The 26,055-nt window shown below is 73.8% G+C and carries 29 protein-coding genes and 1 tRNA gene; 12 read left to right on the plus strand and 18 right to left on the minus strand.

From position 1 onward, the window contains the following. Positions 1 to 57 precede the first annotated feature (57 nt). The 3 genes from ONA70_RS01135 (at position 58) to ONA70_RS01145 (ending at position 2,562) form a co-directional block, all read left to right on the plus strand. Positions 58 to 987, plus strand: a complete 930-nt coding sequence (locus ONA70_RS01135; protein ID WP_265004403.1) for a ribonuclease Z — start codon at positions 58 to 60, stop codon at positions 985 to 987. Beyond that, positions 984 to 1,493, plus strand: a complete 510-nt coding sequence (locus ONA70_RS01140; protein ID WP_265004404.1) for a GNAT family N-acetyltransferase — start codon at positions 984 to 986, stop codon at positions 1,491 to 1,493. The genes ONA70_RS01135 and ONA70_RS01140 overlap by 4 nt, the downstream gene beginning before the upstream one ends. A gap of 118 nt (positions 1,494 to 1,611) precedes the next feature. Next, the gene (locus tag ONA70_RS01145) at positions 1,612 to 2,562 is read left to right on the plus strand and encodes a S1C family serine protease (protein WP_265004405.1); all 951 of its coding nucleotides are present in this window, start codon (positions 1,612 to 1,614) and stop codon (positions 2,560 to 2,562) included. Between the two features lie 66 nt (positions 2,563 to 2,628). On the opposite strand, the gene ONA70_RS01150 is transcribed toward ONA70_RS01145, so the two are convergent. Both ONA70_RS01150 and ONA70_RS01155 read right to left on the minus strand, forming a co-directional pair. Further along, a complete protein-coding gene (locus ONA70_RS01150; protein WP_265004406.1) occupies positions 2,629 to 3,999 on the minus strand; it encodes a cystathionine beta-synthase in 1,371 nt (456 codons plus the stop codon). 75 nt (positions 4,000 to 4,074) lie between these two features. Then, entirely contained in the window at positions 4,075 to 4,431 is a 357-nt protein-coding gene (locus ONA70_RS01155; RefSeq protein WP_265004407.1) for a YkvA family protein, read from the minus strand. A 144-nt stretch (positions 4,432 to 4,575) separates the two neighbouring features. Between ONA70_RS01155 and ONA70_RS01160 the strand changes: the two genes are divergently transcribed. The 4 genes from ONA70_RS01160 (at position 4,576) to ONA70_RS01175 (ending at position 9,422) form a co-directional block, all read left to right on the plus strand. Continuing rightward, complete coding sequence (locus ONA70_RS01160) at positions 4,576 to 5,622, plus strand: SGNH/GDSL hydrolase family protein (protein WP_265004408.1); 1,047 nt, start codon at positions 4,576 to 4,578, stop codon at positions 5,620 to 5,622. A 137-nt stretch (positions 5,623 to 5,759) separates the two neighbouring features. Continuing rightward, the gene (locus tag ONA70_RS01165) at positions 5,760 to 6,557 is read left to right on the plus strand and encodes an SGNH/GDSL hydrolase family protein (RefSeq protein WP_265004409.1); all 798 of its coding nucleotides are present in this window, start codon (positions 5,760 to 5,762) and stop codon (positions 6,555 to 6,557) included. Positions 6,558 to 6,634: 77 nt separating this feature from the next. Then, positions 6,635 to 7,897, plus strand: a complete 1,263-nt coding sequence (locus ONA70_RS01170; RefSeq protein WP_265004410.1) for an acetyl-CoA C-acetyltransferase — start codon at positions 6,635 to 6,637, stop codon at positions 7,895 to 7,897. Positions 7,898 to 7,937: 40 nt separating this feature from the next. Continuing rightward, positions 7,938 to 9,422, plus strand: a complete 1,485-nt coding sequence (locus ONA70_RS01175) for a CYTH and CHAD domain-containing protein (protein ID WP_265004411.1) — start codon at positions 7,938 to 7,940, stop codon at positions 9,420 to 9,422. 4 nt (positions 9,423 to 9,426) lie between these two features. Here the strand turns inward: ONA70_RS01175 and ONA70_RS01180 are convergent, their stop codons facing one another. The 4 genes from ONA70_RS01180 to ONA70_RS01195 all read right to left on the minus strand — a co-directional run bounded on the left by ONA70_RS01180 (position 9,427) and on the right by ONA70_RS01195 (position 11,787). Beyond that, positions 9,427 to 9,747: a hypothetical protein gene (locus ONA70_RS01180; RefSeq protein ID WP_265004412.1), complete on the minus strand. Its 321-nt coding sequence runs from the start codon at positions 9,745 to 9,747 to the stop codon at positions 9,427 to 9,429. 128 nt (positions 9,748 to 9,875) lie between these two features. After that, positions 9,876 to 10,634 (minus strand): Bax inhibitor-1/YccA family protein, encoded by a 759-nt coding sequence (locus ONA70_RS01185; RefSeq protein ID WP_265004413.1) that lies wholly within the window; start codon positions 10,632 to 10,634, stop codon positions 9,876 to 9,878. Positions 10,635 to 10,756: 122 nt separating this feature from the next. Further along, positions 10,757 to 11,596, minus strand: coding sequence for a Bax inhibitor-1/YccA family protein (locus ONA70_RS01190; RefSeq protein WP_265004414.1), 840 nt, complete (start codon positions 11,594 to 11,596; stop codon positions 10,757 to 10,759). Positions 11,597 to 11,703: 107 nt separating this feature from the next. Beyond that, positions 11,704 to 11,787, minus strand: a tRNA-Leu gene (locus ONA70_RS01195). 102 nt (positions 11,788 to 11,889) lie between these two features. Between ONA70_RS01195 and ONA70_RS01200 the strand changes: the two genes are divergently transcribed. Continuing rightward, positions 11,890 to 13,722 (plus strand): hypothetical protein, encoded by a 1,833-nt coding sequence (locus ONA70_RS01200; RefSeq protein WP_265004415.1) that lies wholly within the window; start codon positions 11,890 to 11,892, stop codon positions 13,720 to 13,722. Positions 13,723 to 13,774: 52 nt separating this feature from the next. Here the strand turns inward: ONA70_RS01200 and ONA70_RS01205 are convergent, their stop codons facing one another. From ONA70_RS01205 to ONA70_RS01255, 11 genes are all read right to left on the minus strand, one after another. Beyond that, the gene (locus ONA70_RS01205; RefSeq protein WP_265004416.1) at positions 13,775 to 15,103 is read right to left on the minus strand and encodes an NAD(P)/FAD-dependent oxidoreductase; all 1,329 of its coding nucleotides are present in this window, start codon (positions 15,101 to 15,103) and stop codon (positions 13,775 to 13,777) included. 103 nt (positions 15,104 to 15,206) lie between these two features. Then, positions 15,207 to 15,770, minus strand: a complete 564-nt coding sequence (locus ONA70_RS01210; protein WP_265004495.1) for a VIT1/CCC1 transporter family protein — start codon at positions 15,768 to 15,770, stop codon at positions 15,207 to 15,209. A gap of 5 nt (positions 15,771 to 15,775) precedes the next feature. Continuing rightward, complete coding sequence (locus ONA70_RS01215; RefSeq protein WP_265004417.1) at positions 15,776 to 17,140, minus strand: DUF58 domain-containing protein; 1,365 nt, start codon at positions 17,138 to 17,140, stop codon at positions 15,776 to 15,778. Further along, positions 17,140 to 18,150, minus strand: a complete 1,011-nt coding sequence (locus tag ONA70_RS01220) for an AAA family ATPase (RefSeq protein ID WP_265004418.1) — start codon at positions 18,148 to 18,150, stop codon at positions 17,140 to 17,142. Before ONA70_RS01220 ends, ONA70_RS01215 begins: the two co-directional genes overlap by 1 nt. Beyond that, complete coding sequence (locus ONA70_RS01225) at positions 18,147 to 18,728, minus strand: hypothetical protein (protein WP_265004419.1); 582 nt, start codon at positions 18,726 to 18,728, stop codon at positions 18,147 to 18,149. Before ONA70_RS01225 ends, ONA70_RS01220 begins: the two co-directional genes overlap by 4 nt. Further along, positions 18,725 to 19,462, minus strand: a complete 738-nt coding sequence (locus tag ONA70_RS01230) for a DUF4129 domain-containing protein (RefSeq protein WP_265004420.1) — start codon at positions 19,460 to 19,462, stop codon at positions 18,725 to 18,727. The genes ONA70_RS01225 and ONA70_RS01230 overlap by 4 nt, the downstream gene beginning before the upstream one ends. Before the next feature lie 20 nt (positions 19,463 to 19,482). Beyond that, positions 19,483 to 20,196: a uracil-DNA glycosylase gene (locus ONA70_RS01235; RefSeq protein WP_265004496.1), complete on the minus strand. Its 714-nt coding sequence runs from the start codon at positions 20,194 to 20,196 to the stop codon at positions 19,483 to 19,485. A 19-nt stretch (positions 20,197 to 20,215) separates the two neighbouring features. After that, positions 20,216 to 20,902, minus strand: a complete 687-nt coding sequence (locus ONA70_RS01240; RefSeq protein ID WP_265004421.1) for a dienelactone hydrolase family protein — start codon at positions 20,900 to 20,902, stop codon at positions 20,216 to 20,218. 191 nt (positions 20,903 to 21,093) lie between these two features. Further along, positions 21,094 to 21,561 carry an LppU/SCO3897 family protein gene (locus ONA70_RS01245; protein ID WP_265004422.1) on the minus strand — a complete coding sequence of 156 codons (468 nt, stop codon included), beginning with the start codon at positions 21,559 to 21,561 and terminating at the stop codon, positions 21,094 to 21,096. A gap of 131 nt (positions 21,562 to 21,692) precedes the next feature. After that, positions 21,693 to 22,679 (minus strand): HAAS signaling domain-containing protein, encoded by a 987-nt coding sequence (locus ONA70_RS01250; protein WP_265004423.1) that lies wholly within the window; start codon positions 22,677 to 22,679, stop codon positions 21,693 to 21,695. After that, positions 22,676 to 23,008 carry a PadR family transcriptional regulator gene (locus tag ONA70_RS01255; RefSeq protein WP_265004424.1) on the minus strand — a complete coding sequence of 111 codons (333 nt, stop codon included), beginning with the start codon at positions 23,006 to 23,008 and terminating at the stop codon, positions 22,676 to 22,678. Before ONA70_RS01255 ends, ONA70_RS01250 begins: the two co-directional genes overlap by 4 nt. Positions 23,009 to 23,068: 60 nt before the next feature. Here ONA70_RS01255 and ONA70_RS01260 point away from each other — a divergent pair, with 60 nt between their 5' ends. From ONA70_RS01260 to ONA70_RS01275, 4 genes are all read left to right on the plus strand, one after another. After that, the gene (locus tag ONA70_RS01260; RefSeq protein WP_265004425.1) at positions 23,069 to 23,314 is read left to right on the plus strand and encodes a LysE family transporter; all 246 of its coding nucleotides are present in this window, start codon (positions 23,069 to 23,071) and stop codon (positions 23,312 to 23,314) included. A 28-nt stretch (positions 23,315 to 23,342) separates the two neighbouring features. After that, on the plus strand, positions 23,343 to 24,056 hold the full coding sequence (locus ONA70_RS01265; RefSeq protein ID WP_265004426.1) for a hypothetical protein: 714 nt from the start codon (positions 23,343 to 23,345) through the stop codon (positions 24,054 to 24,056). A 279-nt stretch (positions 24,057 to 24,335) separates the two neighbouring features. After that, positions 24,336 to 24,698 (plus strand): type II toxin-antitoxin system RelE/ParE family toxin, encoded by a 363-nt coding sequence (locus ONA70_RS01270; protein ID WP_265004427.1) that lies wholly within the window; start codon positions 24,336 to 24,338, stop codon positions 24,696 to 24,698. Then, positions 24,695 to 25,012, plus strand: a complete 318-nt coding sequence (locus tag ONA70_RS01275; RefSeq protein WP_265004428.1) for a helix-turn-helix domain-containing protein — start codon at positions 24,695 to 24,697, stop codon at positions 25,010 to 25,012. The genes ONA70_RS01270 and ONA70_RS01275 overlap by 4 nt, the downstream gene beginning before the upstream one ends. A 54-nt stretch (positions 25,013 to 25,066) precedes the next feature. Here ONA70_RS01275 and ONA70_RS01280 read toward each other — a convergent pair whose 3' ends face one another. Further along, complete coding sequence (locus tag ONA70_RS01280; RefSeq protein ID WP_265004497.1) at positions 25,067 to 25,996, minus strand: Ppx/GppA phosphatase family protein; 930 nt, start codon at positions 25,994 to 25,996, stop codon at positions 25,067 to 25,069. Positions 25,997 to 26,055: the final 59 nt, after the last annotated feature.

Consider the following 26,055-nt stretch of genomic DNA (forward strand, 5'->3'; position numbering starts at 1 on the left):
GCCCGCGTGCGAACGCGGAAACCCCGGGGGTCGTTTCATGGTCAGGGGAGATCCGCCGTGTCCATGCGCGAGCTGGTGGTGCTCGGTACGGCCAGCCAGGCCCCGACCCGACAGCGCAACCACAACGGCTACCTGCTGCGCTGGGACGACGAGGTGCTCCTCTTCGACCCGGGCGAGGGCAGCCAGCGGCAGTTGCTGCACACCGGGATCTCCGCCACCGACCTCACCCGGATCTGCGTCACCCACTTCCACGGGGACCACTGCCTGGGCCTGCCCGGCATGATCCAGCGGCTCTCTCTCGACCGGGTACCGCACCCGGTGGCCGTGCACTTCCCGGCCGGCGGCGCCGACTACTTCGCCCGGCTGCGACACGCGTCGAGCTTCTACGAGACCGCTGAGCTGGCCGTCGAGCCGATCGGCACCGACGGGCAGCGGATCAGCACGCGCATCGGCACGCTGGAGGCCCGCCGACTGCGGCACCCGATCGAGACGTACGGCTACCGGCTGGTCGAGCCGGACGGCTGCCGGATGCTGCCGGAGAAGCTGGCCGCGTACGGCATCGCCGGCCCGGCCGTCGGCAAGCTGCTCCGCGACGGCCACCTGGACGTGGACGGAGGCCGCGTCACCCGGGACGAGGTGAGCGTGACCCGACCGGGGCAGCGGTTCGCCTTCGTGATGGACACCGGGCTCTGCGACGGGGTGTGGGCCCTGGCCGAGCACGCCGACCTGCTGGTGATCGAGTCGACGTTCCTGGCGTCGGAGGCGGTGCTCGCCGCCGAGGTCGGCCACCTCACCGCGGCGCAGGCCGCGCGGGTGGCCGCCGAGTCGGGGGTACGCACCCTGGTGCTCACCCACTTCTCCCAGCGGTACGCCGACCCGCGCCGGTTCGCCGACGAGGCCCGCGAACACTTCGCCGGGGACCTGGTGATCGCCGAGGACCTGATGACCGTGCCGGTGCCGCCCCGGCGGGTAGCCTCGACCCGGTGACGATCTCCCTACGTCCCGCCGCCGAGGCCGACCTGATGGGGGTCGGCGCGCTGCACCAGCGGTCCCGGGTCGCGGCGTACTCGCCGTTCCTGCCGGCGGAGACACTGGCGGACCCGACGCCGGAGGCGATGGGCCGGTACTGGGTGGAGCGGCTGACCTGGGAGGGCGCGGACCATCGGATGACCGTCGCCGAGCGCGACGGCCGGCTGGTCGGCTTCAGCTACCTCGGCCCGGACGACGCCGGCGACCCCGCCACCGGCCTGCTCAACGCCATCCATCTGGAGCCGGCCGAGCGGGGCCGGGGCACCGGGCGGGCGCTGATGGTCGACGCCCTGGCCGCGATGCGGGCCCGCGGCTGGGCCCGGGCGGTGTTGTGGGTGCTCCGGGAGAACGCCCCCGCCCGGCGGTTCTACGAGCGCGGCGGCTGGGCCGCCACCGGCGAGGAACGCGACGACCTGATCGGCCCCGCACTGGTCGCCCAGCTCCGCTACGCCCGCCAGCTGTAAGGAAGGGCACCTTCTTAACGCCTACGGTAGAGGCGGGGCCCCTTCTTAACAGGAGAGCCCGCCGTTCGCTCTGAGCGGATCGGGGCATGGCGGTCCGGGCGGTCGCGTTGGCACCGGCATGGATACGGAGCACAGCGGGCGGGCGGAGGACGCCGCGCTCGACGCGTACTCCCGGGTGGTGACCGGCGTGGCCGCCCGGGTGCTGCCCCGCGTGGCCGCCCTGTCGGTGCGGACGGCGCGCGGGGCCGGAGCCGGCTCGGCGGTGGTCATCGGCCCGGACGGGCTGCTGCTCACCAGCGCCCACGTGGTGCAGGGGGCCGCGGGCGGCACGGCCGCCTTCGGCGACGGCACCGAGGCCCGGTTCCGGGTGGTCGGCGCCGACCCGCTGTCGGACCTGGCGGTGCTGCGGGCGGAACAGGCGAGCGTCCCGCCGGTGGAGCTGGGCGACGCGGACCGGCTGCGGATCGGCCAACTGGTGGTGGCGGTCGGCAATCCGATGGGGCTGGCCGGCTCGGTCACCGCGGGGGTGGTCTCCGGGCTGGGCCGGTCGCTGCCGGCGCGGGACGGGCGGGTCATTCGGCTGATCGAGGACGTCATCCAGACTGACGCGGCGCTGAACCCCGGCAACTCCGGCGGCGCGCTGGCCGACTCGGCCGGCCGGGTGGTCGGGGTGAACACGGCGGTCGCCGGGTACGGCCTCGGGCTGGCCGTGCCCATCAACGCGACCACCCGGCAGATCATCGCCGACCTGACCACCGACGGCCGGGTCCGCCGGGCCTGGCTGGGCGTGGCCGGGGTGCCCGTACCGCTGCCGCCGGAGATCACCGCGCGGACCGGGCAGCGGCGCGGGCTGCGGGTGGTGGAGGTGGTGCCGGGCAGCCCGGCCGGGGTGGCCGGGATCTACCTGGGCGACGTGATCGTCGCGGCCGGCGGCCGGCCGGTGCAGGACGGCCAGAGCCTGCAACGCCTGATGCTCGGCCCGGCGATCGGCACCCGCCTGCCGGTCACGGTGCTGCGCAAGGGGGCCCACGTCGACGTGGTGGCGGTCCCGACCGAATTGAGCCGCTGACGCGGCGGTGTCAAGCGGGGCCCCTTCCTCTGCACGAGGCGTTGAGAAGGGGCCCGTCCTGACCCGTCAGCGGGCGCCGAGGTGGGCGAGCAGGTCCTGCCGGGTCAGCACACCCTTGGGCTTGCCGTCCACCAGCACCAGGGCCGCGTCGGCCTTCTCCAGCAGCACGACCGCCTCGCTGACCGGCTGGCCGCCACCGATCATCGGCAGCGGGTCGGCCATGTGCCGCTCGATGGTGTCGTGCAGGTGGGCCTGCCCGGTGAAGAGCGCGTCGAGCAGGTCCTTCTCGGCGATCGAGCCGGCCACCTCACCGGTCACCACCGGCGGCTCGGCCTTGAGCACCGGGAGCTGGGAGACGCCGTACTCGCGCATGTAGTCGATGGCGTCGCGGACCGTCTCGGTGGGGTGCACGTGCACCAGCTCGGGCAGGCCGCCCGGCTTGCCACCGAGCGCGTCGGCCACGGTCGGCTCGGCGCCGGAGTTGTCGAGGAAGCCGTACCGGGCCATCCACGTGTCGTTGAAGATCTTGGAGAGGTAGCCCCGGCCGCTGTCCGGCAGCAGCACCACGATCACGTCGTCCGGGCCGGCCTTGCGGGCCACCTCCAGGGCGGCCACCACGGCCATGCCGCAGGAGCCGCCGACCAGCAGCCCCTCCTCGCGTGCCAGCCGCCGGGTCATCTCGAAGGACTCCTTGTCGGAGACCTCGACGATCTCGTCCGCGATGGTCCGGTCGTACGTCTCCGGCCAGAAGTCCTCGCCGACGCCCTCGACCAGGTACGGCCGACCGGTGCCGCCCGAGTAGACCGAGCCCTCCGGGTCCGCGCCGACGACCTTGACCCGCCCCGCGGAGGCGTCCTTGAGGTAGCGGCCGATGCCGGAGATGGTGCCGCCGGTGCCGACCCCCGCGACGAAGTGGGTGATCTGCCCCTCGGTCTGCTTCCAGATCTCCGGGCCGGTCGTCTCGTAGTGCGAGCGCGGGTTGGCCGGGTTGCTGTACTGGTTGGGCTTCCAGGCGCCGGGGATCTCCCGGGCCAGCCGGTCGGAGACGTTGTAGTAGGAGCGCGGGTCCTCCGGGGCCACGGCGGTCGGGCACACCACCACCTCGGCGCCGTAGGCGCGCAGTACGTCCTGCTTGTCCTGGCTGACCTTGTCCGGGCAGACGAAGACACACTTGTAACCCTTGAGCTGGGCCACCAGGGCCAGGCCGACACCGGTGTTGCCGCTGGTCGGCTCGACGATCGTGCCACCCGGCTTGAGGATGCCCGCCCGCTCGGCGTCCTCCACCATCCGCAGCGCGATCCGGTCCTTCACCGAACCGCCCGGGTTGACGTACTCCACCTTCGCCAGCACGGTCGCCTGGATGCCCTCGGTGACGCTGCGCAGGCGGACCAGCGGGGTGTTGCCGATCAGCTCGACGACGTTGTCGTAGTACTGCACCTCGTTGTGCCCTTCGTTGCGCCGCCGCCCACGGCGGCCGGGGAGTCTGCTGTTCGTCGCCAAGGGTACGGGTCGTCAGGGCACCACATGGCCGGGGATGACGGAGCCGCGGCGCGCCTCCCACTCCAGGAACCGCTCCGTCTCGGCGAGCACGCTGCCGGCCAACCAGGTCACCATCACCGCGTCGTCGGCCAGGCCGAAGATCGCCAGCGGGATCTCCGGCAGCAGGTCGATCGGCGAGACGATGTACGCCGTCGCCCCGGCCATCAGGGCCAGCCGGAGGCCCCCGTCGTACTCGCCCTTGGCGGTGGCCCGGATCATCCGGGGCAGCGCCGCCAGCCGGGCACCCAGCGACGGACCACCGCGCGTCCCGGACGCCAACGCCCGGGCCAGCGCGGCGAAGGCCGCGCTCCGCTTCAACGTCTTCCCCATCAGTTCGCCCCTTTCCGCTCGACCAGGGTGCGGTGCCGGCGCAAGCCCGTCCCGCCTGCCTGAACAGGTACCCTGATCGGCCGCCGCCCAGCCGCCTGATCACGGGGAGAGCGGGTGTCGTGGCGGCGCGATAATGTCGACCTCATGGGGGACGCTGGTTCCGTCGCACCGGCCGGTTGGCAGCGCGCCCGGCGGATCGCCCGAGTGGCGGCGATCGGTACGGGCGCCACCATGGCGGCCACCGTCGCGACGGGCGGGGTGCTGCTCGGGCAGGCCCGGCAGGCCCGGCGCACCATCCCGATGGCCGAGGCGCCCCCACCGCGCTGCGACGGGGTGTACGGGGCGAAGCTGCCCGGTCCCCCGGTCACCATGGTCATCCTCGGCGACTCCTCGGCCGCCGGATACGGCGTGCACCGCCGCCGGGAGACCCCGGGCGCGCTGCTGGCCACCGGGCTGTCCCGCCGGCTGCTCCGGCCGGTCAGGCTGCACCGCTTCGCCGTGGTCGGCGCCCTGTCCGCCGGGCTCAAGCCGCAGGTCGAGTCGGCCCTGGAGGTCACGCCCGACATCGCGGTCCTCCTGGTCGGCGGCAACGACGTCACCAACCGCACTCCGCCGTCGGTGGCCGTGCGCTACCTGGTCGACGCCGTCCGTATGCTGCGCGCCGCAGGCTGCGAGGTGGTCGTCGGCACCTGCCCCGATCTGGGCGCGATCCGGCCGATCCAGCCGCCGCTGCGCTGGCTGGCCCGGCGCTGGAGCCGGCAGCTCGCGGCCGCCCAGACGGTCGCGGTGGTCGAGGCGGGCGGCTGGACGGTCTCCCTCGGTGACCTGCTCGGCCCCCGGTTCGCCGCCGAGCCGGCCCGGATGTTCGCCTGGGACCGGTTCCACCCGTCCGCCGAGGGATACGCGGTCGCCGCGGCGGCGCTGCTGCCCACCGTGCTCTCCGCGCTGGGTGCCGGTCCGGACCGCAGGGTCCCGATCAGCAGTCGGGAGGGCGTACGGTCGCTGCCGGAGGCGGCCCACGAGGCGGCCCGGCACGCCGGCACCGAGGTCAGCGGTGCCCAGGTCCGGGGCCGCGACCGAGGGCCCGGCGGGCGCTGGGTGCAGTTGCGGCGGCGCGCCTTCTTCGGGGTCGGCGCGGTGCCCCAGTCCAGCCCCTCCGCCGAGTCGCCGACCATGGAGGGGCTGGCATGACCGGGCACGGTCGGGGCATCATCAGCAGGCACAATGCGGACCGCACTCATGTTCGAGGTCAGTCACGGGAAGACGGCGGCAGCCGTCGGCGCCGCGAACGGACCGGTCCACGCCGTCGGAGCTGGGGAGGTGCCGTCATGACGGAGCGTAACGAGCTTGTGGCCCGGCTGGGTCGGGCCGCGGCCCTCTCCCTGGTCGCCGGCACGGTGGGTGGGGCGGCCGTGCTCGCCGGCCAGGCCATCGCCGCCCGCAACCGCCAGTACGCCCAACCCGAGCTGAGCCTCGCGCTGCGGGCCACGGTGGGCCGGGCGGGTGCGCCACCGCTGCGGCTGGTGCTGCTCGGCGACTCCTCGGCGCTCGGCGTCGGGGCGGAACGCTTCGAGGACACCATCGGCGGCCAGCTGGCCAACCTGCTCGCCGAGGGGCCGACCGGCCGTCGGGTGCACCTGTCCAGCGTGGGGGTCTCCGGTTCCCGCTCCACCGACCTGGCCACCCAGGTCGCCCGGGCGCTGCTCGGCGAGCGGCCCGACGTGGCGGTGATCCTGATCGGGGCGAACGACGCCACGGGGATGGCCCGGCCGGCCGACGCGGCGGCGTACCTCGGGTCGGCGGTGCGCCGGCTGCGCGAGGCGCACGTCGAGGTGGTCGTGGGCACCTGCCCCGACCTGGGCGCGGTCCGCGCGGTCGCCGCCCCGCTGCGGCAGGTGCTGGCCTGGTCGGGCCGGCGGATCGCCCGCGCCCAGACGGCGGCCGTGCTGAACGCCGGGGGCAGCGTGGTCGACCTGGGCACAGAGACCGGCCCGGTGTTCCGGGCGGACGCCGGGACGCTCTGCCACGACGGTTACCACCCCTCCGCCGACGGCTACCGGGTCTGGGCGCACGCCCTGCTGCCGGCGGTCCAGGCGGCGGCGACCATCGCCTCCCGACACCACTGAGCCGGCCCGAGCGGGGTGACATTTCCCGCCCGCCGGCGAGCTTCCGCGCCAAGTTACCCGCGCGTTAACGTTGGTTCATGCCGATTGAGTCGCCCCGCGACGCCGTCATCGTCGCCACCGCCCGGTCCCCCATCGGCCGCGCGGTCAAGGGTTCCCTGAAGGACGTCCGCCCGGACGACCTCGCCACCACCATCGTCCAGGCCGCCCTCGACAAGGTCCCCGCGCTGGACCCCACCACGATCGATGACCTCTACCTGGGCTGCGGCCTGCCCGGCGGCGAGCAGGGCTTCAACATGGCCCGGGTGGTCGCCACCCTGCTGGGGCTGGACGGCCTGCCCGGCGCCACGCTGACCCGGTACTGCGCCTCCTCGCTGCAGACCACCCGGATGGCGATGCACGCGATCAGGGCCGGCGAGGGCGACGTCTTCATCTCCGCGGGCGTCGAGACCGTCTCCCGGTACGCGCGGGGCAACTCGGACACCCTGCCGCCGGAGGCGCAGGCGCTGGTCGGCGGCGGCTGGGAGAATCCGCGCTTCGCCGGGGCACGCGAGCGCTCCGTGGCCCGCGCCCAAGGCGGCGCCGAGGTGTGGACCGACCCGCGCGAGGCCGGCCGGCTCCCCGACATCTACCTGGCCATGGGCCAGACCGCGGAGAACCTCGCGCAGGTCTACGACATCACCCGCGAGGACATGGACGCCTTCGGCGTCCGCAGCCAGAACCTGGCCGAGAAGGCGATCGCGGACGGCTTCTGGGCCCGCGAGATCACCCCGGTCACCACCCCGGACGGCACCGTGGTGAGCGCCGACGACGGCCCGCGTCCGGGGGTGACCCTGGCGGGGGTCGCCGGTCTGAAGCCGGTGTTCCGCCCGGACGGCCGGATCACGGCCGGCAACTGCTGCCCGCTCAACGACGGCGCGGCCGCCGTCGTGATGATGAGTGCTCAGCGCGCGCGGGAACTCGGCGTCACCCCGCTGGCCCGGATCGTCTCCACCGGCGTCACCGCGCTGTCGCCCGAGATCATGGGCCTGGGCCCGGTCGAGGCGTCCCGGCAGGCGCTCAAGCGGGCCGGCATGACCATCGACGACGTCGACCTGGTCGAGATCAACGAGGCGTTCGCCGCCCAGGTGATCCCGTCCTACCGGCAGTTGGGCATCCCGGAGGAGAAGCTGAACGTGATGGGCGGCGCGATCGCGGTCGGGCATCCGTTCGGCATGACCGGTGCCCGGATCACCGGCACCCTGCTCAACGCCCTGGAGTGGCACGACCGGACCATCGGGCTGGAGACCATGTGCGTCGGCGGTGGCCAGGGCATGGCCATGGTGCTCGAACGGCTGAACTGAGACCGATTCACCCAAGCGGGAGCCGGGTACGGGAGGCGCCATGGCAAGGGTCGTGGAACGCGAACGGAAGTACTCCGGCGACGAGGGGTTCCGGCTGCCCGACCTGACCGGGTGCGGTGGCGTCGTGATTACGTCCGACGCCACCGCCCACGACCTGGACGCGGTCTACCTGGACACCCCCGACCTCCGGCTGGCCCGCAGCGGCTTCGCGCTTCGCCGGCGTACCGGGGGGCACGACGCGGGCTGGCACCTCAAGGTCGGTGCGGCCGGCGGCGCCCGGACCGAGTACCAGTTCCCGGCCGGGCCGGATGACACCCAACCACCGGCCGAACTGGCCGCGCTGTTCCGGGCCGCGTCCCGCGGCGATGCGGTCGCCCCGGCCGCCCGGATCGTCACCCGGCGCCGGGAGCGCCGCCTTCTCGACGCGGCCGGCCGGGCCCTCGCCGAGGTCGCCGAGGACAGTGTCGAGGCCCACGACCTGGTCAGCGGCGAACGGCAGGCATGGCACGAACTCGAGGTCGAACTGGTCGACGGCGACGAGGCGACGCTCGACGCGGTGGACGCCCGGCTGCGCGCCGCCGGCGCCCGGCCGGTGCCGGTCTCCAAGTCGCAGCGCGCCCTCGGCGGCCGGCTCGCCGCCGCCCGCCCGGCGCCCGCCGACCCGGCGGCGGCTCCGGTCCAGGACTATCTGGCCACGCAGCGGGACACGCTGATCGCCCACCATCCCGGCGCGTGGGGCGGCGACGAGGACGCCGTGCACGACATGCGGGTCGCCGTACGCCGGCTCCGGTCCACCCTACGGACCTTCCGCGGCCTGTGGGACCGGCGGGAGAGCGAGGCGTTGCGGGGAGAGCTGAGCTGGCTGGGTGGCCGGCTCGGGCCGGTGCGGGACACCCAGGTGATGGCGGCCCGGCTGGCCGAGGCGGTCCGGGCCGAACCGGACGAGCTGGTGCTCGGCCCGGTCGCCGCGCGGCTCGCCGAACGGTTCGCCGCCGACCTGGCCACCGCCCTCGACGACCTGCGCGCAGCGCTCGGCTCCGACCGGTACGCCGACCTGCTCCGCCGGCTCGACGCGCTGCTGGAGGGGCCGACCGCCCGCCCGGTAGGCCGACGCTGGGTGGCCCGCCTGGTCCGTCGCACGGTGACCCGGGCGGACGACCGACTCGACCGGGCCCTGACGACCGGCAGGGCGGACGACGTGGCGCTGCACGAGGCGCGGAAGGCGTACAAGCGGGCCCGGTACGCGGTGGAGGTGCGCGAACCGACCGTCGGCGGCCCCGCCGCCAGGCTGGTGGAACGGCTCAAGGACCTCCAGGTCCAGCTCGGCGCGCACCAGGACTCGGTGGTGACCCGCGAGGTGCTGCGCCGGCAGGCGCTGCGCGCGTACGCCGACGGGGAGAACACCTTCACCTACGGCATCCTGCACGCCCGGCAGGCCACCACGGCCGAACGGGACGTGCCGGCCCTGATCCGGGCGGCGGACCGGGCCCGGAAGCGGAAGGTCCGGCGCTGGTTGAAGCGGTGAACGATCAGAGCGCCGACCGGGTCGCGGCGATCGCGGCGGCGGCCCGGCCCAGCACCGCCTCGGGCGGACCGGCCGCCACCAAATCGGCGGCGACCACCCGGAGCTGATCGGGCAGGACCAGGTCGCTGCCGAGCCGGGGTACGTCCCGGCGCGGCCCGCCCTCCGCGTCCGCGGCCAGGTTGGCGATCTCCTGCACCAGCTTGTGCACCAGGTCCGCCCGGGACACGTTGCCGCCTTCGGCCTGCGCCGACCAGCGCGGCTGCTCCCAGTGCCCGACCTGACGGACCAGCAGCTCCACCGCCCGGTCCAGTTCCGCTGCGCTCATCGCGGCCGAGTCTACGACGGCTCCAGGTCGCGGCGCGGCGGCAGACCGGCCTTCATTCGGACCGGAGCGCCGCCTAGCGGCGGGGAGGCCGAATTATGGCCGCCAGCCGAGCTGGAGGTGTCGTACGGTCAGCGGCGGACGTAGCTGAGCAGGCGCAGGATCTGCCAGTACAGGAAGATCAACCCGACCAACAGGCCGAACGCGCAGTACCAGGCGTACCGGCGGGGCAGGCGGGCCCGGGCCGAGCGCTCGACCAGGTCGAAGTCGAGGACGAAGCTGAACGCCCCGGCGATGATCGCCACCACCGAGAAGACGTACGGCAGCCAGCCGACCCGGGCGGTCAGGCTGTAGATCTCCAGCCCCTGCCGCCCGGTGAGCAGGTAGGTGACCAGGTTGACCAGGCCGATCGCCACGATCCCGAGCAGCGTGCCGAGAACCAGCCGGGCCAGCCGCGGGGAGGCGCGGACGATCCGGGCCCGGTAGAGCAGCGCCATGCCGAGGAAGACGCCGAAGGTGCCGATCACCGCCTGCGCCACGATCCCCGGATAGATCAGCTCGAAGGCCCGGCTCGCCACCCCGAGCAGGAGTCCCTGGAGCACCGCGTACGCGGCGATCAGCGGCGGGTTGGTGACCTGCTTGAGCGAGATGAACAGCACCAGCGCCAGGCTGGCCAGGGCGCTGCCGGCCAGCGCCGCCGAGATCCACCACGCCTGCGGGACGACCACCCAGGCGATCGCCGCGGTGACGCCGGTGAGCAGCAGCAGCCCGACCGTCCGGCTGACCACGTCGGCCACCGTCATCGACTCGACGGCGCCGACCCCCAGCACCTGGCGTTCGGTCCGGCCGACGTCGTCCAGCCGGTCCAGCACCGGATTGGCACTCCGCACCGCGACCTCCTCGGCGACGTACCCAGGAGTTCACTCTGCCCCGGGCGGACCGGCGGTGGCGGGAAAACGACGACGCCCGCCGCCGCGGTCGCGGCAGGCGGGCGTCGGCGGAAGTACGGCGGTCAGTCGTCGCCGCCCTGGAGGTAGCTGAGCAGGCGCAGCACCTCCAGGTAGAGCCAGACCAGGCTGACCAGGATGCCGAACGCGGCGACCCAGGAGTAGCGCTGCGGGAGCCCCATCCGGACGCCGTTCTCGATGTTGGCGAAGTCGAGCACGAAGCTCAGTGAGGCGACCACGATGCAGACCAGGCTGAAGCCGATGGCCAGCGGGCTGCCGTCGCGCAGGTGGGTGTTGAAGCCGAAGAGCGCCAGCACCAGGTTGATCATCATGGCCGCGAAAAGGCCGCCCATCACCGCGATCATGATCTTCGCGAACTTCGGGGTGGCCCGGATGACGCGCGACTTGTAGAGCATCGCCATCAGGAAGAAGACGCCGAAGGTCGCCACCACGGCCTGGAGCACGATGCCGTCGTAGAAGGTGTTGAAGGTCTTGCTGACCGCGCCGAGGAAGACGCCCTCGACGGCCGAGTACGCGATCACCAGCGCCGGGTTGGCCATCCGGGAGAACGAGATGATCAGGCCGAGCACCAGGCCGACGACGGCACCGCCGATCCAGGCCAGGCTGAGCAGCTGGTCCGGCAGGATCGCCCAGGTGGCGGCCGCCGCGACACCGAGGATGCCCAGCAGGGTGACCGTCTTGACGACGACGTCGTCGAGGGTCATCGGAGTCACGGTGGGCGGGGCGGTCGGGTAGCCGGGGCCGGCCGGGTACTGCTGCGGGTACGGCTGGTACTGCTGCGGGTATCCGGGCTGACCGTACGGCCCGGGCTGGGCGTACCCGGCCGCCCGCTCGCGGTCGGCCGCCTGGCCGAGCCGGGCGAGCACCGGGTTCGAGGTCTTCACTTCTCAGGCCTCCCTCAGGGGGTCGATGCACGTGAACGTGCAACCTCCAGGGTAAACGGGATCCGCAACCTCGCGCGCGGGGCGAAGCTGTGGGAAACCTGAGAGTCTGGTGCCCGGGGCGGGGGTCGAACCCGCACGCCTTGCGGCAGCCGCTTTTAAGGCGGCCGTGTCTGCCGTTCCACCACCCGGGCGGGCGACACCGGCGCGCCGACACGCGGCGGTGCAGTCTCACCGTAGCCGTTACGCGGCGACCCGGCGTACCCCACGGGGGGCACGCCGTTATCGTCGAGGCCGTGACCAGCGCCGCCCCCACGGCCCCCGGGCCCGAGCCCGACCAGGCCGTCCGCCTCGACCAGGCGGTCGCCCGCCCGACCCGGGTGGCCCGCGTGCTGGCCACCCTCGCCCGGCACCGCACCGAGCTGCTCGTCGCGCTGCTCTTCGCGCTGCTGGCCGGGTGGCTCACCCACGGGCTGTGGCCGGCCCCCGGGCAGCGGGTGCTCGCGCTCAATCCGGCGGACCAGACCCTCTACGAGTGGTTCCTGGCCATCGACTCGCGGGCCCTGCTGGGCGACTTCAGCCTGCTCACCGACCGGCTCAACGCGCCGGACGGGGTCAACCTGATGGCCAACACCACGGTGATCGCGCTCGGCGTGCTGCTCACCCCGGTCACCCTCGCGTTCGGGGCGCCGGTCAGCTTCGCCCTGCTCGTCGCCGGGAACCTGGCCGGCACGGCGGTCGCCTGGTACCTGCTCCTCACCCGGACGCTGCGGGCCCGCCCGGTCGCCGCCGGACTGGGCGCGGCGCTCTGCGGATTCGGCCCCGGCATGGTCTCCCAGAGCAACGCCCACCTGCACATGACCGCCCAGTGGCTGGTGCCGGTGATCGTCTGGCTGGTGGTCCGGCTGCTCCGGGCCGCCGACCCGGCCGGCCGCCCGGACGGGCCGGACCGCCGCCGGTTGGTCACCTCCTCCGCCGGGCTGGCCGCGGTGGTGACGGTCCAGGTCTTCATCGGCGAGGAGGTGCTCTTCCTCACGGCGTTCACCCTGCTGGTGATGGCGGTCGCGTACGGGCTGGCCGACCCGGCACTGCTGCGTCGGGCGCTGCCCGGCTTCGCCGGTGGGCTGATGACGGCCGCCGGGCTGGCCCTGCTGGTACTCGGCTACCCGCTGTGGCACCAGTTCGCCGGGCCGCAGGGCGTCGCCGACGGGATGTTCAGCCCGCACTACTTCTCCGCCGACCTGACCAGCTGGTCGACGCTCTCCCCGCTCGCCGTGCTGGGCAGCGACGCCTCGGCCCGGCTGACCACCGGGCCGGCCGAGTACAACACCTTCCTCGGCTGGCCGCTGCTGCTGGTCACCGTCGGCTGCGCGGTCTGGTTGGGCCGGCGGCCGCTGGCGGTCGCCTGCCTCGCCGGCGGGCTGGTGGCGGCGCTGCTGTCGCTCGGGCCCGAGGTGGTGGTCGGCGGCGCGCGGACCGGACTGCCCGCCCCGTACGCCCTGCTGGCCGGGCTGCCGGTGGTGGACGGGGCGCTGCCGATGCGGTTCGCCCTGGCGGTGCTGCCACTGGCCGGCACGGTGCTGGCCCTCGCCGTGGACCGGGCCCTCGCGGAGCGTGGCCGGGCCCGGCGGCTGGTGCCGCTGGCCGTCGGCGTGGCCCTGCTCAGCGTCCTCCCGGCGCCGCTGCCCACGGCCGGCCGGCCGGCGCTGCCCGAGTTCGTCACCGCCGGTCACTGGCGGCAGTGCGTACGCCCCAATGGGGTGCTCGTGCCGGTGCCCCCGGCCACCCCGGCGGACCCCTGGCCGATGCGCTGGGGCACCGCGGCCGACGCGGAGTTCGGCATGCCGGAGGGCTTCTTCATCGGCTCGTACGGCAAGGACGGCTCGGCGGCGATGGGCACCTACAAGCAGCCCACCTCGGCTCTGCTGGCTGACGTGGCGAAGCGCGGGGTGCCGCCGGCCATCGGGGACCAGCAGCGCCGGCAGGCCGCGCGGGACATCGAGTTCTGGGGCGCCTCCTGCGTGGCGCTGACCGACGACGCCCCGCACGCGGAGACCCTGCGGCAGACCCTGGAGCAGCTCTTCGGCCCCGGCACCCGGGTCGCCGACGCCTGGACCTGGCGGTTCTGACCGGTAATGGAAAAGGCCCCTCCCGGGACGGGAAGGGCCTTCTCGGACGAACTCAGCGGGGTACGCCCACCGGGGCCGACGCCTCGGCGAACTCCTCGCGCGGGTCGTGCAGCTGGCCCAGCGCGACCACCTCGCGCTTGAGGAAGAACGCCAGGGTCCAGTCGACCACCACCCGGACCTTGCGGTTGACGGACGGAATCCGTGACATGTGGTACGTGCGGTGCATGAACCAGGCCGGCCAGCCGGTCATCTTCACGCCGTAGACCTGGGCCACGCCCTTGTGCAGGCCGAGGCTGGCCACGCTGCCCGCGTGCTTGTGCTTGTAGTCGACCGGCTCGCGCCCGCGGATCACGTTCACGATGTTGTCGGCCATCCGGGCGGCCTGCCGGACCGCGTGTTGGGCGCTCGGCGAGCAGAAGTTGCCCGGCTCCTTGGTCAGGTCCGGCACGGCGGCGCAGTCCCCGGCGCTCCAGGCGCCCTCGACCACCCGGTCGCCGTCCACGATCTGGAGGGTGGGCAGGCAGGTGACCCGGCGCCGCTCGTCGCGCGGGAAGTTGGTGGCGTCCAGCATCGGCGACGGCTTCACGCCGGCCGTCCAGACGATGGTGTCGGCCGGGAAGCTGTCCCCGTCGGAGAGCTTCACCACGCCGTCGACGCAGGATTCCAGCCGGGTGTCCAGGCGGATGTCCATGTTCCGCTTGAGCAGCTGCTGCACCGTGTAGGCGCCCATGTCCCGGTCGACCTCGGGCAGCACCCGCTGGGTGGCCTCGACCAGAACCCAGCGCATGTCCCCCGGCTCGAGCTCCGGGTAGTAGCGCAGCGCGTCCCGGGCCATGTCCTCCATCTCGGCGAGCGCCTCGATGCCGGCGTAGCCGCCTCCGACGAAGACGAAGGTCAGCGCGCGCCGGCGGACCTCCGGGTCGGTCGTGGCCGCCGCCACGTCGAGCTGGTCCAGTACGTGATTGCGCAGGAAGATGGCCTCGCCGATGGTCTTGAACCCGATGCCGTGTTCGTGCAGGCCGGGGATCGGCAGGGTGCGGGAGACCGATCCGGGGGCGACCACCACGTGGTCGTACTGGATCTCCCGGGTCGGGCCGCTGATCGGCTGCACGCTCGCGGTCTTGCGGTCGTGGTCGATCCGGGTGACCGTACCGGCCAGGACGGTGCACTTGCGCAACTCCCGTCGCAGCGGCACCACGGCGTGCCGGGGCGAGATGTTGCCCGCCGAAGCCTCGGGGAGGAACGGCTGGTACGTCATGTGCGGCTGCGGGTCGACGACGATGACCTCGGCCTCACGGGAGCTCAGCTTCTTGGACAGGCGCAGAGCGGCGTACAGGCCCACGTGCCCGGCACCCACGACAAGGATCCGCTTCGGATTCACGTCATCTATCTTTCCCCGGGGGGCTCGGGTAATCCCTTTCGAGACCCGCTTCTGTGACGGAGCACAACCCCTGTGACCTGCGCAACGTCCCGGTGAGGTTCGGTTATCTACGCCGCAGGAGCCAGCCGAGAAGGGCGCTGAGCGCCACCGCGACCAGCAGCCCGGCGACGGTCACCGCCTGGAAGCCGTGGTCCCCGCCGACCCCGCCGAGCCAGGCCAGCACGATGCCGAGCACGGCGCTCGCCAGCACCACCCCACCGGCCCGGCCCAGCCACCGGAGCAGCAGGTCGGGGTCGACCACGGCGTCGTACGGCAGCAGCGCGGCGAGCGCGCAGAGGGTGTGCGCCAGGTAGAGCAGGGAGGCCGTGGCGACCAGCCGCCAGAGCGCCGGCGGGCGGTCGTAGCCCACCGTGGCGAGCAGCCAGCCACCGACCGTGACCAGCGCCGCGAAGGTCGGCCAGACCCGGCGCGGCCCGACCGCCGGCAACACCGCCACCACCGTCAGGGCCAGCAGCGACCGCGGGACCAGCGCCTCCACCGGGTACGCGACCAGGAAGCCGATCAACACGGTGAGGAAGATGCCGGCGCGGACCAGCAGCGGCGCCGGGCTGACCCGGTTGACCGCGTACCGCAGCGCGCGGACCCGCTCGTTCAGCCCGTCCCGCAGCTCGCTCACCGGCCACCCACCCGGGGGGCGGTGGCCAGCCGGGCCACGTCGCGTAGCACCTGGTCGAGGCTGCCGGCGCCGGCCCAGCGCACCACCGGCACGCCGTGCTCGCGGAGCTGGCCGATCATCGTGTCCCGGTCCAGCCGCCACAGCCGGTACGCCACCTCGGCCCAGCCCTGGTCCTTCGGCGGGGGCAGGTCGGCCGGCAGGGTGTCCACCGCCACCACGAAGCGCCCGCCCCGGGCCATCCGGGCCAGCATCTGGGCCGAGCGCTCGTCGAGCAGCGGGGTGAGCACCACCACCAGCGCGTCCGACGACAGCAACTGCGGGCCGAAGACCTGGTCGTACGGCTCGTGCGGGGAGGACTCCGCCTTGACGTCGAGCAGCCACTCCAGCACGGTCAGGTACTGCCGGCGGCCGGTGGCCGGGCGGAGCCGGCGGGCGGCCGGACCGTACTCCAGCAGTGCCACCCGGTCGCCCCGGTGCAGGTAGTGCTCGGCGATCGCGGCAGCCGCCCGGACCGTGGTGTCCAGCACCGACGCCGGGCCGCGTACGCCGCCGGAGCGGCCCGCCTCGGCCAGCACGTCGAGCAGGACCACCACCTCGGCGTCGCGGTCCGAGAGGGTGGCCGCCACGTGCAACTGCCGGGCCCGCAGCGAGACCCGCCAGTCGATCCGGCGCAGCCGGTCCCCGGGGGCGAAGACGCGTACCCCGGCCAGCTCGCCGCCCTCCCCCGGCCGCCGGGAGTGGTGCGCCCCGACCAGGCCGGCCGCCCTCGGCATCGCCTCGACCGCCTCGAACGGCTCGGTCCTCGGATAGACACGCATCCGGACCGGCTCGGTGATCACCGACCGGGAGACCAGCAGCCCGTCGGCGACGGCCACCCGGGTGCCGGCCGGGCCGATCGGGTGCCGGCCCCAGCGCAGGGCCGTCCCGGTCAGCGACAGGTCCACGGCGGTGCCGCGGGGCACCGAGGTGACGAAGGGCCTGTCCGCGCCGCCGGAGCGGCTCACGTCCACCCCGGATCCGCCGAAATCGACCTGCTCCACCCGCAGCCAGCGGGACATCCGGGTGCGCACCACCGCCACGTCGTACGACACGGTGTCCGGGTTGGTGACGGTGACCGTGGCGGCCATCGGGGAGCCCTCGACCAGGTGCGCGTCCCCGGCGCCAACCTCCAGTCCGGGCAGCGTGCCGGGCCGCCGGCGCAGCCCGTACGCGGTGCCGAGGGCGAACGGCGTGGCCAGCACGACCAGGTCGATCCGACCGAACAGCACGGCCGCGACGAGCAGCAGCCCGGTGAGCAGCACGGCCCGGCCGAGCGCCCAGGTGGGCACCCAGCCGCCGGCCGGCTCGTGACGGTCGGCCATCAGCGTCCGACGGCCCCGGCCGCGTAGCTCGGCAGGGCGCCGCTGGCCGGGGCGGGCGTGGACTCCAGCACCTCGCCGACGACGAACGACGGGTCGACCCGGCGCAGCCACATCTCCGGGCGCAGCGTGATCCGGTGCGCCAGGGCGGGCACCGCCACCGCCTTGACGTCCTCCGGCACCACGTAGTCCCGGTTGCCGAGCACCGCCCGGACCCGCGCCAGCAGCAGCAGCGCCAGTGAGCCGCGCGGCGAGGCCCCGACCAGCACGGACGGGTGCTCCCGGGTGGCCGCGGTCAGCGCCACGATGTACCGGCCGATGGAGTCCTCGACCACCACGTCCTCCAGCGCGGCCTGCATGGCGCGCAGCGTGCCGGCGTCCACCACCGGCTCGATCTCGGCCTCCTCGCGCCGGCGGGCGATCCGCCGGCGCAGCACGTCCCACTCCTCCTCGTGGTCGGGGTAGCCGAACGACACCCGGAGCAGGAACCGGTCGAGCTGGGCCTCCGGCAGCGGGTACGTGCCCTCGTACTCGATCGGGTTGGCGGTGGCGAGCACGTGGAACGGCTCGTCCAGCCGGTAGGTGACGCCCTCGACCGAGACCTGCTTCTCCTGCATCGCCTCCAGCAGCGCCGACTGGGTCTTCGGCGGGGTCCGGTTGATCTCGTCGGCGAGGAGCAGGTTGGTGAACACCGGGCCGGCGCGGAACGAGAAGTCGCCACTGCGCTGGTCGTAGAGGAAGGAGCCGGTGACGTCGGCGGGGAGCAGGTCCGGGGTGAACTGGAGGCGGCGGAAGTCCAGCCCGAGGGCCTGCGCGAACGACCGGGCGGTCAAGGTCTTGCCCAGCCCGGGCAGGTCCTCCAGCAGCACGTGCCCGCCGGCCAGGATGCCGGCGAGGACCAGCTCCAGCGCCTCCCGCTTGCCGACCACGACCGTGCCGACCGCGTCCAGCACCGCCCGGGCCAGCCGGCCCACCTCGTCGGCGGGAATGCTCCGGTCCACGTCGTTCTTCACAGCTTCTCCAGTTCGGCGACGATCGCCGCGAGGTCGCGCGGCGACGGGGGGCGGCGGGAGGGGGTGCTCAGGAACGTCCACAGCGGCTCTCCGAGCAGGGTGCGGGCGCGGGCCGGATCGCTCTCGCGGGTGATGCCGTGCTGCTGGCGCAGCCGCTCGTCGGCCAGCTCGCCGAGGCGCGGCAGGACCCGCTCGACGAACCGGTCCCGGTTGCCGGAGCACCAGTCCAGCGGGCGCTCCCAGCCGTTGATCGCGGCACGCAGCGCGTCCCGGGCGGCCCAGTTCCAGGTGCCCGGCTCCTCCCCGGCGGGCATCCGGGCGCCGACCCGGGGCGGCGGCGGTGGTGACAGGGCGGTGGTGACCCGCCGGACGGTGAGCACCGCGAGCACGGCCGCCACGATGATCCAGAGCGAGACCTGGAGGCCGACCGCGCGCAGCGCGACCACCACGACCACCACGATCGCCGCGGTGACGGCGAGCGTACGCAGCACCGGACGCAGTCGCCCGGGCCGTGTCTCGCCCGCCTGCCCGGCGGGCTCCTCGTCGAACGACAGCAGGTCGTCGATGCTCGTGCTCATGCGGTCAGCTCCCCGGCCGCCAGGCTGGTCAGCTCGCCGCGCAGCCGGCCCAGGGCGGCCCGGGCCTGGTCGCGCATCCGCTCGTCGACCGTGTGGGTGGCGTACCGGGCCTCGCGGTAGACGTGCGCGAAGCCGTCCAGCACGTCGGCGCTGGCGATCGCCGGCACACCGGCCGCCGGGTCGCCGCGCAGCAGCCGGCTGACCAGGTCGGTGGGGGTGTCCCCGGCGAGCCGGGGCACCCCGGCCTCCTCGGCGGCCTCCTCCAGCCGGACCCAGCAGGCGATCACCGCGGTCCGCGGGTCGGTGTCCCGGTCGTCCAACTCCACGAGGCCGGCGTCGAGGGCGGCGACCACCTCGCGGGCGGTGCCCTCGGCGGTACGCCGGGCCCGCTGCGCGGGCACCGCCCGGGTGGTCCGCCGCAGCGCCCCGGTGATCACCGTCCACAGCACATAGCCGATGACGACCAGCACGCCCAGGGCGAGCACGGCACCCGCCGTCCAGATGATCCAGCCGGGAACCTCGAGGGAGGTGGCCGGACCGGCGTCCCGGGGTTCGGCCGGGATCGAGGGCGGCGGCGCGACGGTGGGGTACTCCGGCACGTACGGGATGGTGTCGGTGGCGGGCGGGATGCGGCTGGCCCCGATCGAGGAGTGCCCGGCAGCGAGCGCGGCGACGGCCAGCAGCAGGGCCACCGCCGCGACCGGCCACCACCTGCGCAGCACGCCGAGGTCCATCCCACCGCCCTACGCAGTCCTCAGTCCACCCCGGCCAACCGCTTCGCCCGGGCGAACACCTCGTCCAACATCGCCGGCGTCAACCGCCCGGTGAAGGTGTTCTGCTGGCTGACGTGATAGCAGCCGAGCACCTCCGGTGCGGACCCGCCGGACCAGTGTGCCCCATGGCCGAAAACCGGGCGGGGCGTGGGCGGGCGCTGGCCGTACACGTCGCGCAGGACCGGCCACCACGCGGCCCAGGCGAAGGCGCCCAGCGTCACCACGACGCGCAGGGTGGGCCGGATCAGCGCGACCTCGCGGTGCAGCCACGGCGCACAGGTGTCGCGCTCGACCGGAGTGGGCTTGTTATCCGGCGGCGCGCAGCGCACGGCGGCGAAGATCCGGGTATCCCGCAGGGTGAGGCCGTCGTCGGCGGCGACGCTGGTCGGCTGGTTGGCCAGGCCCGCGCGGTACAGCGCGGCGAAGAGCACGTCGCCGGAGCGGTCGCCGGTGAAGATCCGGCCGGTGCGGTTGCCGCCGTGCGCGGCCGGCGCCAGGCCGAGGATGCCGATCCGGGCGTCGGGCGGGCCGAAGCCGGGCACCGGACGACCCCAGTACTCCTGGTCGCGGAACGCGGCCCGCTTGGTCCGCGCGACCTCCTCCCGCCAGTCGACCAGCCGGGGGCAGGCGAAGCAGTTGCTCACCGCGCCGTCGAGGTCGGCCAGGTCGGCCGCCCGCGCGGCGCGGGCGACCACCTCGGCGGGGGTACGGGGCTCAGCCAAGCCGGGCCCGGAAGAGTTCCAGCGTGCGGGCCCACGCGGTGGCGGCGGCCCGCTGGTCGAAGTGCTCCGGCCGGTCCTCGTTGAAGAACGCGTGCGCGGTGCCCGGGTAGTCGTACGTCTGGCAGGTCCCGCCGGCCGTCTCGATGGCCCGGCGTACGTCCTGCACCCCGGTGGCGGCGGAGGTGCCGTCGGCCTCGGAGCAGTGGATGAGGGCGGCCTTGCCCGAATAGTCGGCCCAGTCGGCGCCCATGCCCTCCCAGGGCAGCCGGGGGTAGAAGCCGGCGGTGGCGACGATCCGGTCGGAGAACGTCCCGGCCCAGAGGGCCAGGCTGGCGCCCGCGCAGAACCCGGCGCAGCCGATCTTGCCCGCGACCTCGGGACGGCCGGCCAGGAACTCCGCGGCGGCGGCGATGTCCGTCGCGGCCTCGTCCATCTGCGTGCTGTTCAGCATCTGCCGCGGCTCGTCCGGCTTGCTGGCCGGGCCGCCGTGCCGGAAGTCCGGCGCGAGGGCGACGAAGCCGGCCTCCGCGAAGCGGTCCACCACCGCCCGTACGTGGGGCACGAGGCCCCACCAGTCCTGGATGACGATGACCGCCGGGCTGGCCGCACCGCCGGAGGGTATCGCGAGATACCCCTCGCTCGTCCCCCCGTTGCCGGTGAAGCTCACCATCTCGCCCATTGACCCGTCCTCCTAGCGGTCAGTCATCGTTGGCTGGTCGCCCAGTGGGTGTTTACGTGCGGGTAGCCTGCCACGCCGGTCACGGCCCGGGGAAGACGCGCGAAGAGTGGCATTCACCTCCCGTTCGCCCGGGGCCCCGGACACGGCGACGGCGCGGGCCGGGGCCCGCGCCGTCGTGGTCCGTGGAGAGGTCAGGCCTTCTTGGTCAGGCAGAGCAGGTAGAACTTCCCGCCGCTCCGCTCGCCGCCGGAGAAGACGTAGCCGTCGTCACCCTCCTTGAAGTACTGGTCGCAGGCCTCGCCGGACCGCGCCTGCGCCTCGGTCTGGTGGTCCACCCGACCGACCACCGAGTACGCCGCCTCGGTGGAGGTGCACTCGACGACCTTGGCCTCGTCGACGTCCTTCTCCTGGCCCTCGGCCACCTCGGGCAGCTTCGCGATGCACTCGCCGACCTTGGCCTGGACGGCGTCGTCGCGCTGCTCCCAGAGGTGCAGCGCGCCCTTGGCCGCGCCGACGGCGATGACGGCGACGAGGAGACCGACGGCGCCGAGCACCTTCCGGCCCTTGGACTTCCCGGCCGGCGCGGACGGCTGCGCCGGGAGGGCCGGCTCGGCCGGGCCGGGCTGCCCGGCGTTGGGGGGTGCGACCTGCTCTGACACTGGTGTTCCTTCCGAGGGGGGATGAAGCAGACGACACCGTAGCGATCTTGTCCGCGTCGTTCCCTCATCCGTTCAGCCAGTTCCCAGGTTCGGCCGACAGCAGCGGTTCCGTGGGTTCCCCGGCGGCCGGATCAACGCGTCGGCGCCGGGGTCGGCGCGGTGGGCCCGGAGCTGACCGTCGGGCCGGGAACGGCTGTCGCGCTGCCGGTCGGCGCCGCTGTGGTGGGCGACGTGCTCACGGACGGCGCGGGCGATGCCGTGGCCGGCGCCGGCGGCGCGAAGGGCGCCTGCTCCGGGCAGTACGGGTAGACGTTGCTGGGCGGCGGCACGACCCCGGTCCCGTCGACGCAGGTGGGCCAGCCGAGCCGGATCGGCACCCCGTTCTGGTCGAAGAGCCGGGCGTTGCGCACCAGCCGGCCCTGCTCGTCGTAGACGAACACGTCCTGCACCGAGTCGTACGCCTTGCGGAGCGAGACCCCCTCGTAGGGGGCGAACTCGTCCGAGCTGGCGTGCTGGTCCACGTTGACCAGCGCGGCGAAGGAGAAGAGCAGCAGGGCCGCCGTACCGAGCCGCAGCAGCCGCCGTGGCCAGCCCCCGAGACCGGCGGACCGGCGGCCGAGCCAGACCGAGGCGAGGACCGCGCCGGCGAGCAGGAACAGGCCGGCCAGCACGCTGCCGTCGAGCCGGGGCAGCAGCCCGGACGGCTCGCCGAGCACGACGGAGACCAGCAGCGCCGCCAGCCAGCCGCGCACCAGCCACCACGCCGGTCGCAACGGGCGGAGGAACTCGCTCACCGAGGCGTACCCGAGCAGCGGGCCGAGCTGTGCGTCGAGGGTGCGCAACTGGGTGCCGACGCGGGCCCGGACGGCGGTCAGCCGGCGGTCGAGGGACGTGGGCCGGTCACCCGTCTCCGCGCCGGCCGCGGCGCGCAGCTCGGCCGCGTACGTCTCCGGCTCGCCGAGCCGGTCGACCAGCGTGCCGCCGGCCTCGGCGGCCACCTCGGCGAGGTGCTCCGGAAGGTCCTCGGTCAACTCGTCGCGGACGGCGGGTGGCAGGTCGGCCAGGGCGGCCCGTACCCGGTCGACGTAGTCCGCGATCTCCTGCCCAGTGACGGTCATGCCGCCATCCCCCGATCGTCGAGCAGTGCGTTCATGGTGCTGGCGAAGGAGCGCCAGGTCTTGCCGGAGCGGGCGAGCTGGTCCCGGCCGGCGGCGTTGAGCGCGTAGTACTTGCGGTGCGGGCCGGACTCGCTCGGCACCACGTACGTGGTCAGCAGGCCGGCGGCGAAGAGCCGGCGCAGGGTGCCGTAGACCGAGGCGTCGCCGACCTCCTCCAGGCCGGCCTCGCGCAGCCGCCGAAGGATGTCGTAGCCGTAGCCGTCCTCCTCGCTGAGCACGGCCAGCACGGCCAGGTCGAGCACGCCCTTGAGGAGCTGTGTCGTGTCCACGCTCCGCACAGTAGTGCGGATTGCGGAATACCGTCAAGAAAACAGTAGCTCTTGGCCGGCGTGACCGTGTCGAACGCGGTGCAGGGCGTGGCCGCGGCGGGCGGGCTCGGCGCGCTCGTCGTCCGCTCCCAGCCGCTGTTCGAGACGATCCGCTGGGCCGGCGTCGCCTACCTGGCCTACCTCGGCGTGCAGGCGTGGCGGTCCGCCTGGCGGGGCGACTACCCGCCGCTGGACGGTGGCGCCACCGCCGCGCCGGGAGTGGCCCTGCTCGGCTTCGGCGCCCGGCTCGCCGCCGAGCGGATCTGAATTCGCTTCGGCATTTTAAGTTTCACTTATGGGCCTGCTGATTCCGCAGGAAGATCGGTACCTTGCCCGAATGCGACACATCGGAACCGTGATCGCCGCGGCCGTCGTGGGTCCACTGGCCTGGATCCTCTTCGCCCTCGGCCAGGATCGCTCGGCGCGAGCGTTCGCAGACGCACAAGACAGCGGTGTGCTGGCCAGCGGCGATTTCGTTCGACCCGCCCTGGTGCTGGCAGCCGGCGGAATTCTGCTCGGACTCATCGCCACGCTCCGGCTCTCCCCGCTGGGCGCGACGCTGGCCGGGCTGGCCTACGTGGCCAGTTACCTGGGGCTGCTCGTCAGCCCGACCGCGGTGATGGGACTGCTCGACCACAAACTGACCGTCAGCGGTCACCAGGTCGACCTGGCGGCGCCCCTCCGGACCGGAACGGCACTGCTGGTGGGCTCCCTGTTGCTCGTCGGGGTCGTGAGCGTCCGCCGTTGGCAGCGGTGGCCGAAGCCCGAAGCCGACGACCCGGCGTCGCTGGTGCCGGACGAGATCCTCTCGCCGGCAGCGCGACCGGGCCGGCCGCTCGGCGTGGACGGTCTCGGCCTCACGACGCCCGGTGGGATGCCTGAGCCAGAGCTTGTCCGGGCCGGTCCTCCCGGCGCGGCCGGTGATTCCACCTGGGCCGGCTACCTGTCCGGCGACTCCGGGAGCAGGCCCGGGCGATCATCGGACTGGCCGCGCCAACCGTCGAGGTGAACCTTCGTCGGCGCGCCGAACGTCTGACCCGGCGCGCCGACGAAGGTGGTTGAGGGCGGGTTTCGAGCCACCGCCGAGCCAAATGAGATCCCGGTAGAAGCGACGGCTCGCCGCGAAGTCGTCGGAAAGGATGTTGGGCTCTATCCGCCTGACCGCCATCCGGTGGCCCTAAGCGGCCGAGCCATGGTTCCCACGGCCCGGCATGGCTGTCGTCATCCGCAACCGGGCGCGCCGAAGAAAACGCCGCGCTGCAGGTATACCGGACGCTATACTCGACATATGGCGGCCGGCGAGTGGGATGCCTACCTCGTGCACGAGGTGCGGGAGTGGATCGGGGCGCTCGACCCCAGCACTCACGCCCGAGTCGTTCAGGCAATCGACTTGCTTGCCGAGCACGGACCAGGACTCGGACGACCACTTGTCGACACGATCCACGGCTCGTCGATGGCGAACTTGAAGGAACTGCGGCCAGGCAGCGTACGTATCCTCTTTGCGTTCGACCCTTGGCGTTCGAGCATCCTGCTGGTGGCAGGCGACAAGTCGGGCCAGTGGAATGCCTGGTACCGCGACGCCGTTCCGCTCGCTGAGCAACGCTACGAGCTCTACGTAAAGGAACGAGCACGACAAGAGGGGGAAGCATGAGCGACTACTCACGGTGGCAGGACATCCGCGCCGAGCACGTCGCCCGTGCCGGCGGGGAAGAGGCTGTCGAGGCGGGCAAGCAGGAACTCCTCGCCGAGGTTATTGGACACCGGCTGGCCGAGGTGCGCCGGGCGCGCGGGCTGACCCAGCAGCAGGTGGCGGACCGGATGGGCGTCACGAAGGGGCGCGTCTCTCAGATCGAGCAGGGCAAAATCTCCGGCCAGGAGGTCGTGGCCCGCTTCGCCGCGGCCCTCGGTGGCCGGCTCCACCAGGCGATCTACTTCGACGACGGCGACATCGCCGCCATCGCCTGACTGGCCGTGACGATGGCGGCACCCAGCTCACGGTGCCCGGCACGCGACCGCAACTCAGGCCAGCGACCAGGCGATGCCGTCGAGGATGTCGTGCTCGGAGGCGACCACCGAGGGCATCCCGGCGCGCTCCATGATCACCCGGAGCACCAGGGCGCCCGCGCCGATCACGTCGGCCCGGCCGGGATGCATCACCGGGATGGCCAGCCGCTGCTCCCGGGTCTTCGCCAGCAGGTCGGCGGTGACCTCGGCGACCCGCTCGTACGACGCCCGAGCATGGTGGATGCGCGCCGGGTCGTACTCGCGGAGGCCCTGGGCGATGGCGACCACGGTGGTGACCGATCCGGCCAGCCCGACCAGGGTGGCGGCCTCGCGGCCCGGCACCGCCGCCAGCGCCCGGTCGACCGCGACGGCGATGTCGGCCTGCGCGGCGGCGATCTCGTCGAGGCTCGGCGGGTCGCTGTGCAGGTGCCGCTCGGTCATCCGCACGCACCCGATGTCCATCGAGATGGCCGCCCGCACCCCGCCCTCGCGGGTGCCCACCACGAACTCCGTCGAGCCGCCGCCGATGTCGACCACCAGGTACGGCGGTTCGGCGTCGGCCGGCAGGCCGCGGACCGCGCCGGTGAACGAGAGTCGGGCCTCCTCGTCGCCGGTGACCACCTCGGGCGCCACGCCGAGGGTCTGCTCGACCATCGCGCGGAAGTCGGCGGCGTTCGAGGCGTCCCGGGTCGCCGAGGTGGCACACATCCGCACCCGCTCGGCGCCGAGCTTCTCGATCTCCGCCGCGTACTCGGCGAGCGCGATCCGGGTGCGCTCGATCGCCTCCGGTGCGAGCCGACCGGTCTTGTCGACGCCCTGGCCGAGCCGGACGATCTCCATCCGGCGGCTGAGGTCGACCAGCGGCACCTGCGGCCCGGCGGACGGGTCGGGCAGGTCGGCGACCAGCAGTCGGATCGAGTTGGTCCCGCAGTCGATGGCGGCCACGCGCGTCGTCACGGCTGCCACCCTACGGCAGGCCGGTCCTCGGCACGCGGCGGTCGCCG

Origin of the sequence: Micromonospora yasonensis, assembly GCF_026013475.1 — a bacterium.
Classification (GTDB): Bacteria; Actinomycetota; Actinomycetes; order Mycobacteriales; family Micromonosporaceae; genus Micromonospora; species Micromonospora yasonensis.

Excerpts from the sequence above, each read along its gene's own strand:
- ONA70_RS01145 (WP_265004405.1), top strand. The coding sequence starts at position 1,612 with ATGGATACGGAGCACAGCGGGCGGGCGGAGGACGCCGCGCTCGACGCG.
- ONA70_RS01155 (WP_265004407.1), bottom strand. The coding sequence starts at position 4,431 with ATGGGGAAGACGTTGAAGCGGAGCGCGGCCTTCGCCGCGCTGGCCCGG.
- ONA70_RS01160 (WP_265004408.1), top strand. The coding sequence starts at position 4,576 with ATGGGGGACGCTGGTTCCGTCGCACCGGCCGGTTGGCAGCGCGCCCGG.
- ONA70_RS01165 (WP_265004409.1), top strand. The coding sequence starts at position 5,760 with ATGACGGAGCGTAACGAGCTTGTGGCCCGGCTGGGTCGGGCCGCGGCC.
- ONA70_RS01170 (WP_265004410.1), top strand. The coding sequence starts at position 6,635 with ATGCCGATTGAGTCGCCCCGCGACGCCGTCATCGTCGCCACCGCCCGG.
- ONA70_RS01175 (WP_265004411.1), top strand. The coding sequence starts at position 7,938 with ATGGCAAGGGTCGTGGAACGCGAACGGAAGTACTCCGGCGACGAGGGG.
- ONA70_RS01180 (WP_265004412.1), bottom strand. The coding sequence starts at position 9,747 with ATGAGCGCAGCGGAACTGGACCGGGCGGTGGAGCTGCTGGTCCGTCAG.
- ONA70_RS01215 (WP_265004417.1), bottom strand. The coding sequence starts at position 17,140 with ATGGCCGACCGTCACGAGCCGGCCGGCGGCTGGGTGCCCACCTGGGCG.
- ONA70_RS01225 (WP_265004419.1), bottom strand. The coding sequence starts at position 18,728 with ATGAGCACGAGCATCGACGACCTGCTGTCGTTCGACGAGGAGCCCGCC.
- ONA70_RS01230 (WP_265004420.1), bottom strand. The coding sequence starts at position 19,462 with ATGGACCTCGGCGTGCTGCGCAGGTGGTGGCCGGTCGCGGCGGTGGCC.
- ONA70_RS01240 (WP_265004421.1), bottom strand. The coding sequence starts at position 20,902 with ATGGGCGAGATGGTGAGCTTCACCGGCAACGGGGGGACGAGCGAGGGG.
- ONA70_RS01250 (WP_265004423.1), bottom strand. The coding sequence starts at position 22,679 with ATGACCGTCACTGGGCAGGAGATCGCGGACTACGTCGACCGGGTACGG.
- ONA70_RS01265 (WP_265004426.1), top strand. The coding sequence starts at position 23,343 with ATGGGCCTGCTGATTCCGCAGGAAGATCGGTACCTTGCCCGAATGCGA.
- ONA70_RS01270 (WP_265004427.1), top strand. The coding sequence starts at position 24,336 with ATGGCGGCCGGCGAGTGGGATGCCTACCTCGTGCACGAGGTGCGGGAG.
- ONA70_RS01275 (WP_265004428.1), top strand. The coding sequence starts at position 24,695 with ATGAGCGACTACTCACGGTGGCAGGACATCCGCGCCGAGCACGTCGCC.